Genomic DNA, 12,206 nt, shown 5'->3' with positions numbered 1-12,206 from the left:
TTAGTATAACGCATCGCGTTATATTTTCCAGCGCTAGGCCCCCTTCAGCATCCGATCCAACTGGCGGTAGCCAATCGCCTCAATTAAGTGCGGTTGGGTGGGCTTGGGTTCACCTTGTAGGTCGGCGAGCGTTAGTGCTACCCGCAGCACACGGTGGTAGGCGCGGGCGGAGAGCTTGAGCTTTTCCAGCACCCCCGCGAGCCAGGTGCGCTCTTCTTCATTAAGCGCGCAGGCGGCTTCCAGGGCTTTGCCGCTTAACTGGCTGTTCAGCGCGCCACGTTCCATTTGCCGCTCCCGGGCAGCCATTACCCGCTCACGCACGGCTTCTGATGATTCGCCCTGGGTTTGCGCGGTCAACTGTTCTGGCGGTAGCGCGGGCACTTCTACCTGAAGATCGATACGGTCTAGCAGCGGCCCTGAGAGCCGCGCCTGATAACGCTGGATTTGGCTGGCGGTGCACTGGCAGCGCTGGCGCGGGTCGCCCAAGTGACCGCAGGGGCAAGGGTTCATGGCGGCTACCAGTTGAAACTGGGCTGGGTAACGGCGTTCATGGCTGGCGCGGGCTAAATGGATTTCTCCCGTCTCTAGTGGTTGTCGAAGTACCTCTAGCACATGGCGGGAAAACTCCGGCAGTTCGTCTAAGAACAGCACGCCGTGGTGCGCGAGGGAAATTTCACCGGGTTTGGGTTTTGAGCCACCGCCCACCAGGGCGGCGCCGCTGGCGCTGTGATGGGGCTGCCTAAACGGCCGTTTCCCCCAGTCGGCTTCCAGCGGTAGCCCGCAGACCGAGCGCACGGCGGCGACTTCCAGGGCATCTTCTTCGGAAAGCGGCGGCAGAATACCGGGTAGCCGACTGGCCAGCATGGTTTTACCCGTGCCGGGTGGGCCTGCAAATAGCAGGTTATGCCCCCCGGCGGCAGCGACTTCCAGCGCGCGGCGAGCCTGCTGCTGACCGCGTACATCGGCAAGATCATCTATCGGAGCGGTGGTTTTTACCGAGGCGCTTAGCTTGTGCGGTGGGATCTTCTCTTGGTCGAGTAGGTGGGCGACGACCTGCCAGAGAGTGTCGGCGGGCAGCACCGGCAAATCGCCTGCCAACGCCGCTTCATCGGCGCAGGCGCGGGGAATAATCAGCGCTTTCTTTGCTCGCCGTGTGGCCAGGGCAAAGGGCAGTATGCCCGGCACGGCACGCAGTTTGCCATCCAGGGCTAACTCGCCTGCACACTCCATGCTTTCTAACGCCTCCACGGGAATTTGGCCGGAGGCGGCGAGAATACCAAGCGCGATGGGAAGGTCGAAGCGGCCGCCCTCTTTGGGCAGATCGGCAGGGGCAAGGTTAAGCGTAATACGTCGCGTATTGGGGAAATCAAAGCCTGCATTGACGAGCGCGCTACGCACCCGTTCGCGGCTCTCTTTCACCGCCGTTTCCGGCAAACCCACCAATGTTAGACCCGGCAAGCCGTTAGCCAGATGCACCTCAACATGCACCGCCGGTGCGTCTAATCCCACGCCTGCGCGCGTGGCAACAATGGCTAGTGTCATCGCATTCCCTCGCTGATGTTTGGTAAGAGTTCTAACCTCTATGTAAGCGAAATCTACTTTATCTTAAGTGCCTAACCTAGCGTAATTAAGAACGCTTTGGTAGCGTCACGATTTCTACCTAGCTAGAGATTAACCGCAGGAGCTTTTTCCAACGCCGTGGTTAGTTCTCGGGCAAAGCGCTGAGAGGAAGGCAGTGCGCCGAAGCTCCAGGCGGGCGGCAGGTGCACCAGCTTGTCCTGTTTAACGCTGGGGAGCTGCTGCCACAGGCCGCTTTTTGCCAGTTGCTCTTCGACCCCGGCGGGCAGCGGGTCGATGATTACTAGCGTTGCCTCGGGGTAGCGTGCCAGCGCTTCAACTCCCACCAGCGCAAACCCCCAGGCATTCGTGGCTTGATCCCAGGCATTGGGCAACTCGAGCTGCTCCAGCACGGCGTTGTACAAGCTGTTTTCCCCAAACACCCGCACGTGGCGGGCATCCATAAACTGGACCATCAGCAGCGGCCCGATGTCGGCCTGTGAGAGAGGGCGGGACTCGCGCAGGTTGGCCATCAAGGCGTGGGTTTCTGCGATCAGCGCTTCTGCCTGGGGTTGGTGCTCGGTTAACTCGCCTAGCTGGCGGGTCAGTTTTTGCATCTCTTGCCAGGTATCGGTACCAGGGGCGTAGAGCGAGAACAGAGTGACTGGCGCAATTTTCTCCAGGCGCGGCGTTAAACCAACAAACATGGGCGAAATCAGCGTTTGCTCTGGCGGCTCCTGGGCTAGCAGTTCCAGGTTGGGTTGAGAGCGTAGCCCCATATCGCTAACGTTATCAGGAATGCGCGGCTCGCCTACCCAATCGTGGTAGTCACTCTGCTGGGCGACGCTGCTAACTGGGGCGTCAATGGCCAGCAAGGTTTCGGCGATCGTCCAGTCCACCGTGGCCCATTGGGCCTGGGCGCTGGAAACGCTCAGTAGGCAAGCGGCGAACAGACCGCAGCGTGCGAGCAAAGACAGTAGGAAGGTGTGGCGCATGGTGGTGAGAGGCCATCCGGAAAAAATAGATGATACATTTAAACGATAATATTTATTGTTTGCAAACTGGCATTGACGTAAAAAATGCCCAGACACGCTGGCCTGGGCAGATGAGATCACGATTACTTAACGATGCTTAGATAAGGAGCTATGTAAAAGCTTGGAACGGGTTCTTGGAATCGGCGCTTAGAAACGGTAGTGAACGCTGGCGGTCACGCCGCGCTCGGCGCCGAAGTAGCAGTATTCAAGCGAGTTACAGGAAGCGACATACTCCTTATCGAGCAGATTGCTCACGTTTAAGCGTGTTTCGACCCCTTCAACGCCGACATGGCTCAGATCGTAGCCAATAGTGGCATCGACCAGGGTGTAGTCGGGCACGGTTTCGGTATTGGCCCGGTCAGCGGCGATATCCGCGTAGTGGCGGACGCCGACCCCCATATCCACGCCGTTTAGCCAGCCGTCGTTGGCCTTGTAGTGGCCCCATAGCTGCACCTGGTGGCGGGGTGAATAAATGGCGTTATTGCCCTGGTTGCCATCGTCGCTTTTGGCGTAGGTGATATCGGTGAAACTGTAGCCCGCCTGAAGTGAGAGGGTATCCGTTAGCTGGGTTTGCGCTTCCAGTTCCAGCCCTTGGGATTCGATCTCCCCCACAGCGCGGTATGGGTCGTTGGGCTGCTCTTTGGTCGCCACGTTCTCCTGGCTGATATGGAACAGTGCCGCGCTGTAATGGCTGGCGCTGCCGTGGGGCTGAACCTTCAAGCCCGCTTCCCACTGTTTGCCTTCCATTGGGGAGAGCAGATCGCCGCTCTCATCCACGAAACTAGTGGGGGTGAAGGCAGTGGAGTAGCTCAGGTAGGGCGCCACGCCATTATCAAATAGGTAAACCACCCCGGCGCGACCGCTGAACTGGGTATCGCTAAGTGAGCTGGTATCGCCGCTATCGCGGTTGGTGTTGTCGATATTCACCCAGTCGTAGCGGCCGCCCAAAGTGAAGCGCCAGTTGTCCATGGCTATCTGGTCTTGCAGGTAGACACCGGTCTGGTCGATCTCATGGCGTTCGCGGATAGGAGCGTAAAATTCAATGGGACCACTGCCATAGATGGGATTAAAGGCATTGAGGGGTTGGAAGTACCCAGAAGGCCATGACACGTCGTTTTCCCGCTGTTGATAATCAACCCCAGCGAGCAAGGTGTGATCCATAAAGCCGCTGCTAATGTTGGCTTCAAGCTGGTTGTCGAGCGTCCAGGCTTCCAGCGATTCATTGCTACCGGAGTAGTAGCGGGTGAGTTCATCAGACGTAGGGGATGTCCAGCCATAGCCGTAGACTTGATTGAGCACGACGTCTGAATTGAGGTAGCGCATCAACTGGCGGCCGGTCACCTGGTCGTTAAAGCGGTGCTCCAGGGTGTAGCCGAACATACGCTGGGTGCGCTCGTAGGTGTCGTAATCCTCTTCACCATCATAAAAGTTATTGCTGATCTTGCGGCCATTGTGGGCAACTACGGCCCCTTCATAGGGGACACCGGAGTGGTAGCCGCCCTCCGGTTCATCCTGCAGATACGCCTCCACGGTGAGGCTGGTGTCGTCGGTCATATCCCAGGTGAGGCGCGGCGCAATGGCGTAGCGTTCTTCCTCCGCCGGGCCGAACTGGGTATCCGCGGCACTGGCAATCCCGGTCAGCCGAAAGGCCACCCGCTGCTCTGCGCCAATCGGCCCGGTGAGGTCAAAAGCGGCGCTGCGCTGATGGTTATTGCCCACCCGGAAGCGCAGCTCACCGCTCTGTTCAAATTCTGGCCGCTTACTGTTCAGAGCGACCACCCCGCCTGGGGAAGCGCGCCCATAAAGTACCGAGGCGGGCCCGCGGACGACTTCTATGCTTTCCAAAAACCACGGATCGATGCGCATACTGCTGTGGGAGTTGGCATCGCCCATGACTTTTAGGCCATCCAGGAAGGTATTGCTCAAGCTGCCGTCAGAAAACCCGCGTAGCACCAGATAATCGAAACGATTGGAGGCGCCGACCTGATTGCTGTACACGCCCGGCGTGTAGTCGGTGGCGCGCTGTACGGTGCTTACACCGCGGTTATCCATCTGCTCCCGGGTAATGGTGGAAACGCTCTGGGGGATTTCGATGGTCGGGGTTTCTACCTTGGTGGCGGCCTGCTGGGCGGTGACCGTGACCGTTTTCAGCTCGGTGCTCTCCTGAGCGTACAGCGGGGAAACGGCCAGGGCGGCGATAACGGCAGCACTGATGGGTGAGCGTAAAAAGTGCGCAGAGCGAAGTAAGCGGTGATGGGGGATGAACATGGGGAGTACCTGCAATAAGAATCAATTAACCAATGTGTTAATGAGAATTATTGCGCTTATTTGCTTGTGAAAGGTATGTGCAATGACAAAAGGCGTATGCGCGCTGCCAAAAAACATCGAACAGAGGAACTTACCGCTAATACAACAACCCAGCCAGCTTAGTGGCGGTTGAGCACTTCATGGGGCGCGATGCCAAAGGCGCGCTTGAAAGCAGTGGCAAAATTGGTGGCATGGCGGTAGCCACAGGCGTGAGCGGTTTGCTGCACGCTATAGCCTTTGCGTAAGTACGCCTGAGCTTGGGCCAGGCGGCAGCGGCGTAGATAGTCGAAGATCGAGCAGCCATAACAGCGCAGAAACTTGCTGCGCAGGCTACTGGGGCTCATGGCGGCGTTGCTGGCCAACTGCTCCAGCCGATAATCCTGATGGGGATACTGCTCGAGCTGCTGGCGCAAACGTTCAAGGCGCTGATGGTCGCTATGGGTAAGACCCGCTGGAAAACTGACGGCTTTCCCTGCATCGCTGGTTTCAAGGCAAGTGGCAGGCAGCCCATACGCTAACAGCTGGAGCGCTAGACCCTGCCATAGCAGGCGCTGCCGTTCTGCTGGCCAATTCGAGGTCAGGGCCGTTTCCAGGCTATGGTGAAGGAGCTGCGGTACTTGCCAGGTATGCAGCACGGGCGTTGCCGGAGGGGCAACGTTGATAGGCAAGGAAGAGAACGGCCCACTGGAAGCGAGCACTGATATGTTCAGGATACGCAAACGTTGTGGCGCGGGCTGGAAGACTTCAAGCCCGGTCTGCTCGTTGAAATGCGCACTAAAGGCATCACCGGCCTGCAACTGAAACGACTGATGACCGAGCCCCACTTGGATACGCCCCTCAAGGACGACACTGAGAAACCACGCAGCGGAACGCCGGGAGGTGGAGGCGTAGGCGTGCAGGACGTCAAGGTCCGAGTGCGTCACCCGCAGTGTGGGCGTTATCTCGACATCCATTACCCGCCCGCGGGCTACGCACGATCCTGACTGGGCGCGCTCGGGCGCTTCGGGAAAGCGGTAGTCGATCCCGAAGCGCTGACCAAGCGCCAGCAGGTCATGGGTGGTGAGTGGCGTGCCAGATGGCGTTATCGAGTCTAGTGCCGCCATTTCCACTTCCATGACCATTATCTCGCCCTTGATCGGTTATCAGCGTTTAGCGAACCAGCGCTCAGTAAGCCATCGACCAGCTCAGAGTGTAAGTGCGCCCACGGCCCTGGTAGTCATAGAGGTACTCTGGGCCGTAGTAGGGCGAATAGAACATCGCGGCGCGCTGACCCCAAACGGTGGAGTACTGGTCATCCAGCAGGTTCTGCACGCCCAGGCTGACGGTGCCTAAGTCGGTGTCCTGGCTAAGCGATAAGTCGAGGGTGGTATTGCCTTCGATCTCGCGGTCGGCAGCGTCCTTCAGGTCGAAGTTATGATTGGCTTGCAGGCGTGCTGAGCGTACATAGTCGGTCCAGCCGATAAAGGCGGTGGCGGAAGAGAGCGATGCATAGCGGGCGTCACGCTTCTCCCAGTCGCCCTGGTCGTTCTCCTGCTCAGAGCGTACCAGGTGGAGCGTGCCCCCGAGCTCTACGCCACTGTCGAAGTAGCGAGTCACGGCGGTTTCCAGGCCGAAGTCGCGTTTCTTTTCGTCCACTACGCTGACGCTTAAATCTTCGGCGTTTTCCACTGCCTTATCTGACCAAGCGTAGTAAAGCGCCGTTTGGGCCGTCCAGTTGCTCCCCTGGTAGCGCCAGCCTAGCTCGACCTGATCCGTCTCAATGGCAGACAGGGGGTTATTAGCGACACTCACGTCGGGGCTCTTGCCGTAGTACTTGGCGGGATCCGGCAGCTCGAAGCCCTGGCTGAACTGCAGCCAGTTTTGATGACCGTTGCGGTAATCATAGAGGGCGCTGGCATTGAACAGGGTCGCTTCGTAGTCATTTTCGCCGCCAGGGATCCCCTGGAACTCATCCACTTCGACGTCCATATGCTGCTGGCGCACACCGGCGGAAAGCTTGAGCGCTTGAGTGGCCTGCCAGTCGCCCTGAACAAAGCCGGACAGCCCATCCACTTGATAACCGGGGTAGCGGGGCTCAACCCCCGAGGCTTGCTGAACCAGACCGCCGGAGGCGTCCGATATATCTTTATCGAACAGCATCTGACTGGCATCGAAGGTTTCTCGATCCATATCGAGGCCGTAGGTCAGCGAAACGTCGTCACCCAGGCGCGACTCGAAGAGCGCCTTGATGCCACTTAAATCAGTATTTTGTTGCGAGGCGCGAAATTGCAGGCCGTCGGCGACAGGGTAGGGGAAGGCCTGGAAGCTGGACTCCTCCTCGCGGTGAAACGCCTGCAGGTAGAAGTTCTGCCCCCACAGGTTCGCGTGGTGATAGTTGACGTTAATCAGCTTGCGGTCGGTTTCCGGATCGCGCTCTGAGCGGTAACCGTCGCGAATCTCGGCATCATTCAAGTTGGGTGTCGCCGCGTCGAGGTTGGGAAAGTAAACGCCGCGATCACCTTCGTAGCCGGAACGATATAGCTGAGCACCCAGCTCCAGGCTCTGTTCATCGCTCAATTGGAAGGAGAGGTTACCCAGTACATCAATGCTGCGATTGTCCTGCAGGTCGGTTTGGGCGATATCCGGGAAGATTTCTTGGCCGCTGCCGTCATAGTGGCGGCCGTTATCTCCAATGGCGGTGCCCAGGTAGCCTTGAACCCGCTCGTTACCGCCGCTAATCGATTGCGACAAGCGCCGATCCATATCGTCACTGTTGTTGAAGCCGGTGGTGATACCTGCTTCTGTGCGCCAGTTGAGGCCTTCCTCACCCTTGCGGGTAATGATGTTGATCAAGCCCCCGGTAGCGCCGCCACCATACAGGCTGCTGGCGCCGGAGAGGACTTCAACACGCTCGATATTAAACGGATCAATGGCGTCGAATTGACGTGAAAGCCCGCGGGAACTGTTTAGCGATACGCCGTCGATAAGCACCTGCACGCCACGGCCGCGCATATTTTGCCCATAATTGGTGCGTCCTTGCGGCGCCAGATCCAGCCCCGGCACCAGACGCCCCAATGCCGTCTTGAGGTCTGCACCATTGCGGGTCTGTTGTTGCAGCATTTGCTGGTCAATTACCCATACTGCACCAGGGATTTGGCTGATCTGAGTAGGCGTACGGGACCCCACGACCACCATGGTGTCGCCTGCGTCCGCCCCAGAGGAGGCGTTTTGGGCGAAGATGCTGTTGGAGAAGCCTAGTAACAGACCGGTGCCAATAAGCGCAGCAGTTGAAGGCGACTTGGGAAAAGGCGATGTTGAAAAGGGCAGCGCGTACATGGTGAACAATCCGCGAACAGTGAGGAGTTAGGAGGCGGAGAGTATCACCAGGAAACACAAAGTCAACGATAGTGATTCGTGTTTATGCGAAGGTCAATGTTTGCTGATAATTGCAGCAATAGGCCATTGCTCTATTGCTGCTTATGTAGCCAAAGCGTTAAGCAGGCTTATTCTTTTGCTCTGTATCTGTATCTGTATCTGTGTCCGGTTCGGGGGTAGGCACCGGCGGTACTTCTGCTTCCACCGGTGTGGCAGTGGAGGCCGTTGACGCTTCAACGGCGGCTTCAAGGTTGGCGACCTGGCGCTCTAACGCCTCTACCCGAGAACGAGTGCGCTGCAGTACGTCCATTAAAATGTCGAAGTCTTCCCGCGACACAAGTTCCAGGCGGTCAAAGGCGCCACGGACGACTTGCTGCACGCCCTTTTGAATATCTTCCGGTGCCTGGGAGGCGTTTTGTAAACGGTCGCCAATCTGTTGGGCCAGTCGGCTAATACGGTCTTGAGGCGCCATTGCTCTCTCCTGAACGAATAAACGTATAAATAAAATGGTTACTGGTAAGGATACGCAACAGTGGGCAAATACGCATGTTTAGCGTGCTTTTACGCAGAAAGACATGCCTTGCATCAAAATAAAGCAGGCAACTTTTACTTACGATCTATTTTGGTGCAATAGCCTCCCTTCGAGAGTGAATTTATCCTGACGGAGCATGGATGCGTCATCTAGGTGTTGTTTAATAGATTGACTTATAAGTAAAAAAACCAAGCTGGCACAGTATGCGCATTATCGGTTCAGGTGCTTATTCTGGCGGCTGTGCCGCTACCAATCTAGCAGGACTTATCCAGCAGGGGAGATCCGGGATGAAACTCATCACCGCTATCATCAAGCCATTTAAGCTCGACGACGTTCGTGAAGCGCTAGCCGATAACGGCGTTCAGGGCATTACGGTCACCGAAGTAAAAGGTTTTGGCCGCCAGAAAGGCCATACCGAACTGTATCGCGGCGCAGAGTACGTCGTTGATTTTCTGCCCAAGGTGAAGGTTGAAGTGGCCGTGGACGATGCTCGCCTAGAGAGCGTGCTAGATGCTATTTGCAGTGCGGCTAATAGCGGCAAGATCGGTGACGGCAAGGTGTTTGTGACACCGCTTGAAGACGTTATTCGGATTCGGACAGGCGAACGCGGTGCAGACGCCGTTTAAAGCTGTTTTTTCGGATCATTTCTATAGTTCAACGGGGAACTTACAATGAATGAGTTGACTGATCTGAGCTACGCGCTCGATACGTTCTACTTTCTAATATGTGGTGTGCTCGTCATGTGGATGGCCGCTGGCTTCTCCATGCTAGAAGCGGGCTTAGTACGCTCCAAGAACACCGCTGAAATCCTCACCAAAAACGTCGCGCTGTTTGCGATTGCCTGCACCATGTATCTATTGGTGGGCTACTACATCATGTACTCCAGCAGCGCGGGCGGCTTCCTGCCCAATCTTGGCTTCCTGATTGGCGCTGAAAACAGTGTGGATGCGGTGACTGCTGGCGGTGATGACGCGCCCTACTACTCCATGCGCTCTGACTTCTTCTTCCAAGTTGTGTTCGTTGCGACCGCCATGTCGATTGTATCGGGTGCTGTCGCCGAGCGTATGAAGCTGTGGGCCTTCCTGGCTTTCGCTGTGGTCATGACCGCGGTTATCTATCCGGTGTCTGGCTACTGGACCTGGGGCGGCGGCTGGTTGTCTGAAGTTGGTTACTCTGATTACGCGGGGTCAGGCATCGTTCATATGGCCGGTGCGGCTGCAGCGCTAGCCGGTGTAATCGTGCTGGGTCCACGTAAAGGCAAATACGGTAAAGATGGCTCTATCCATGCGATTCCGGGTGCCAACATGCCGCTGGCGACGTTGGGTACGTTCATTCTATGGATGGGCTGGTTCGGCTTTAACGGTGGCTCTGAATTAAAACTTGCGGCAATTGACTCAGCCAACAACGTAGCGCAAGTATTTGTGAACACAAACGCGGCGGCGGCCGGTGGTGTTATTACAGCACTGATTCTGGCCAAACTGTGGTTCCGTAAAGCGGACCTGACTATGGCGCTAAACGGCGCGCTGGCCGGTCTGGTAGCTATTACCGCTGATCCACTCTCTCCGTCTGCTCTGGGCGCTACCATTATTGGCGCGATTGGCGGCATTATCGTAGTCGCTGCCATCGTGACTCTCGATAAAGCGAAGCTGGATGATCCAGTGGGTGCGATCTCGGTACACGGTGTGGTGGGTATCTGGGGTGTGTTGGCGGTGCCATTGAACAACGACGGCGCGTCATTCGGCGCTCAAATCATCGGTATCGTAGGCATCTTCGCTTGGGTCTTCCTGGCCAGCCTGGTGGTATGGCTGATCTTGAAAGCCATCATGGGTATCCGCGTTAGCGAAGAAGAAGAGTATGAAGGCGTTGATATTGCTGAGTGCGGCCTTGAGGCCTATCCCGAATTCGGTATCAAAAAGTAATGTAGAACGTAATTTGATGCTGAATTAGTGAGCTGGTGTGCTCCTTGTAGCCTTCCCTTAGGGGGAGGCTTTTTTATTCTCTGACGGTAGCGGTGTATGCTTGTTACTAGCAGGTTACTGGTGCCCATCGGGTTGCCAGGGATACCCGTCATTCAATGGCCACCAAGCTAGAGGATATCGCAATGAAATTGATCACAGCTATTATCAAGCCGTTTAAGCTGGACGACGTGCGCGAGTCGCTTTCTGATATCGGCGTGCAGGGCATTACGGTAACAGAAGTGAAGGGCTTTGGCCGCCAGAAAGGGCATACCGAGCTATATCGCGGCGCTGAGTATGTCGTGGACTTCTTACCCAAGGTCAAGCTGGAAGTTGCCGTAGACGACGACATGACTGAGCAGGTGATTGATGCCATCACCCAGGTCGCTAATACGGGTAAAATCGGCGATGGGAAAATCTTTGTCATGCCGCTGGAGCAAGTGATTCGTATCCGTACCGGCGAAACGGGCAAAGATGCCGTTTAGGTTTGTGAATGGTGAATGGTAAGAAAAAAACAGTAAGTTGTTGAATTGTAGGTAGTCAGCAGCACAAAGCCCCTGTGGAGTATCTCCAGCAGGGGCTTTGTATGAGTGATACGAACATTCTAGCGGCTAAAGTTTTTTCTATTCACCACTCACTCATTACGATTCACTATTTATGCCTCACTTCTCAACAAACGCACGCTCAATGACATAGTCGCCAGGTTCACCCATACGCGGCGAAATGTTCAGGCCCAGCTCATCCAGCAAGGCGCTGGTGTCGTCCAGCATAGCAGGGCTGCCACAGATCATGGCGCGATCCTGACGCGGGTCGATAGGCGGCAGGCCGGTGTCTTCAAACAATTTGCCCGTACGAATATGGTCGGTCAGGCGTCCCATGGTGTGGAACTCTTCCCGGGTAACGGTGGGGTAGTAGACCAGCTTTTCAGCGATATCGTCACCCAGGTACTCATGGGCCGGCAGCTCTTTGGTGATAAAGTCGGCGTAGGCCAACTCGGAGACTTCGCGCACGCCGTGTACCAGCACGATTTTCTCGTAGCGCTCGTAAACGTCAGGATCCTGGATCAGGCTCATAAAGGGGGCTAAGCCAGTACCGGTTGAGAGCATGTACAGGTTGCGGCCCGGCAGCAGGTCGTCGGTTACCAGCGTGCCTGTCGGCTTGCGGCTGACCATAATCTGATCGCCCACTTTTAAATGCTGAAGGCGCGAGGTGAGCGGGCCGTCTGGCACCTTAATGCTGAAGAACTCAAGGTGATCTTCGTAATTAGGGCTAGCGATTGAGTAAGCACGCATCAACGGTTTGCCATTGACTTCCAAACCAATCATCACAAACTGACCGGTTTTGAAGCGCAGACTACGCTCGCGGGTGGTGCGGAAGCTGAATAGGGTATCGTTCCAGTGGTGAACGCTGAGCACTTCTTCCAGAGCAAACTTACTCATACCGTTTTCTCCATTAGTCGATGCTGGC

At 56.5% G+C, this 12,206-nt stretch carries 10 protein-coding genes; 3 read left to right on the top strand and 7 right to left on the bottom strand.

The window, feature by feature from the left end; translation table 11 throughout:
* Nucleotides 1-33 precede the first annotated feature (33 nt).
* The 6 genes from QT230_RS12250 to QT230_RS12225 form a co-directional block, all read right to left on the bottom strand.
* Entirely contained in the window at nucleotides 34-1,542 is a 1,509-nt protein-coding gene (locus QT230_RS12250; RefSeq protein ID WP_308322105.1) for a YifB family Mg chelatase-like AAA ATPase, read from the bottom strand.
* 122 nt (nucleotides 1,543-1,664) lie between these two features.
* On the bottom strand, nucleotides 1,665-2,552 hold the full coding sequence (locus tag QT230_RS12245) for an ABC transporter substrate-binding protein (protein ID WP_308322103.1): 888 nt from the start codon (nucleotides 2,550-2,552) through the stop codon (nucleotides 1,665-1,667).
* Nucleotides 2,553-2,738: 186 nt separating this feature from the next.
* On the bottom strand, nucleotides 2,739-4,859 hold the full coding sequence (locus tag QT230_RS12240; protein WP_308322101.1) for a TonB-dependent siderophore receptor: 2,121 nt from the start codon (nucleotides 4,857-4,859) through the stop codon (nucleotides 2,739-2,741).
* A 158-nt stretch (nucleotides 4,860-5,017) separates the two neighbouring features.
* Nucleotides 5,018-6,001 (bottom strand): AraC family transcriptional regulator, encoded by a 984-nt coding sequence (locus tag QT230_RS12235; protein WP_308322099.1) that lies wholly within the window; start codon nucleotides 5,999-6,001, stop codon nucleotides 5,018-5,020.
* Nucleotides 6,002-6,062: 61 nt separating this feature from the next.
* Nucleotides 6,063-8,213 carry a TonB-dependent receptor gene (locus tag QT230_RS12230; protein ID WP_308322097.1) on the bottom strand — a complete coding sequence of 717 codons (2,151 nt, stop codon included), beginning with the start codon at nucleotides 8,211-8,213 and terminating at the stop codon, nucleotides 6,063-6,065.
* A 157-nt stretch (nucleotides 8,214-8,370) separates the two neighbouring features.
* On the bottom strand, nucleotides 8,371-8,724 hold the full coding sequence (locus QT230_RS12225) for an accessory factor UbiK family protein (RefSeq protein WP_308322096.1): 354 nt from the start codon (nucleotides 8,722-8,724) through the stop codon (nucleotides 8,371-8,373).
* 347 nt (nucleotides 8,725-9,071) lie between these two features.
* Here QT230_RS12225 and QT230_RS12220 point away from each other — a divergent pair, with 347 nt between their 5' ends.
* From QT230_RS12220 to glnK, 3 genes are all read left to right on the top strand, one after another.
* Nucleotides 9,072-9,410 carry a P-II family nitrogen regulator gene (locus tag QT230_RS12220; protein WP_007112359.1) on the top strand — a complete coding sequence of 113 codons (339 nt, stop codon included), beginning with the start codon at nucleotides 9,072-9,074 and terminating at the stop codon, nucleotides 9,408-9,410.
* A gap of 45 nt (nucleotides 9,411-9,455) precedes the next feature.
* On the top strand, nucleotides 9,456-10,703 hold the full coding sequence (locus QT230_RS12215) for an ammonium transporter (RefSeq protein ID WP_308322092.1): 1,248 nt from the start codon (nucleotides 9,456-9,458) through the stop codon (nucleotides 10,701-10,703).
* Between the two features lie 182 nt (nucleotides 10,704-10,885).
* On the top strand, nucleotides 10,886-11,224 hold the full coding sequence (gene glnK, locus QT230_RS12210) for a P-II family nitrogen regulator (RefSeq protein ID WP_308322091.1): 339 nt from the start codon (nucleotides 10,886-10,888) through the stop codon (nucleotides 11,222-11,224).
* Nucleotides 11,225-11,401: 177 nt separating this feature from the next.
* On the opposite strand, the gene QT230_RS12205 is transcribed toward glnK, so the two are convergent.
* A complete protein-coding gene (locus QT230_RS12205; RefSeq protein ID WP_308322090.1) occupies nucleotides 11,402-12,178 on the bottom strand; it encodes a ferredoxin--NADP reductase in 777 nt (258 codons plus the stop codon).
* Nucleotides 12,179-12,206: the final 28 nt, after the last annotated feature.

Source organism: Halomonas sp. SpR8 (assembly GCF_031010195.1).
Classification (GTDB): domain Bacteria; phylum Pseudomonadota; class Gammaproteobacteria; order Pseudomonadales; family Halomonadaceae; genus Vreelandella.
Note: the sequence above shows the minus strand (reverse complement) of the source record. Positions and strands in the feature narration are given on the sequence as shown.

Excerpts from the sequence above, each read along its gene's own strand:
- QT230_RS12250 (WP_308322105.1), bottom strand. The coding sequence starts at position 1,542 with ATGACACTAGCCATTGTTGCCACGCGCGCAGGCGTGGGATTAGACGCA.
- QT230_RS12245 (WP_308322103.1), bottom strand. The coding sequence starts at position 2,552 with ATGCGCCACACCTTCCTACTGTCTTTGCTCGCACGCTGCGGTCTGTTC.
- QT230_RS12240 (WP_308322101.1), bottom strand. The coding sequence starts at position 4,859 with ATGTTCATCCCCCATCACCGCTTACTTCGCTCTGCGCACTTTTTACGC.
- QT230_RS12235 (WP_308322099.1), bottom strand. The coding sequence starts at position 6,001 with ATGGCGGCACTAGACTCGATAACGCCATCTGGCACGCCACTCACCACC.
- QT230_RS12230 (WP_308322097.1), bottom strand. The coding sequence starts at position 8,213 with ATGTACGCGCTGCCCTTTTCAACATCGCCTTTTCCCAAGTCGCCTTCA.
- QT230_RS12225 (WP_308322096.1), bottom strand. The coding sequence starts at position 8,724 with ATGGCGCCTCAAGACCGTATTAGCCGACTGGCCCAACAGATTGGCGAC.
- QT230_RS12220 (WP_007112359.1), top strand. The coding sequence starts at position 9,072 with ATGAAACTCATCACCGCTATCATCAAGCCATTTAAGCTCGACGACGTT.
- QT230_RS12215 (WP_308322092.1), top strand. The coding sequence starts at position 9,456 with ATGAATGAGTTGACTGATCTGAGCTACGCGCTCGATACGTTCTACTTT.
- glnK (WP_308322091.1), top strand. The coding sequence starts at position 10,886 with ATGAAATTGATCACAGCTATTATCAAGCCGTTTAAGCTGGACGACGTG.
- QT230_RS12205 (WP_308322090.1), bottom strand. The coding sequence starts at position 12,178 with ATGAGTAAGTTTGCTCTGGAAGAAGTGCTCAGCGTTCACCACTGGAAC.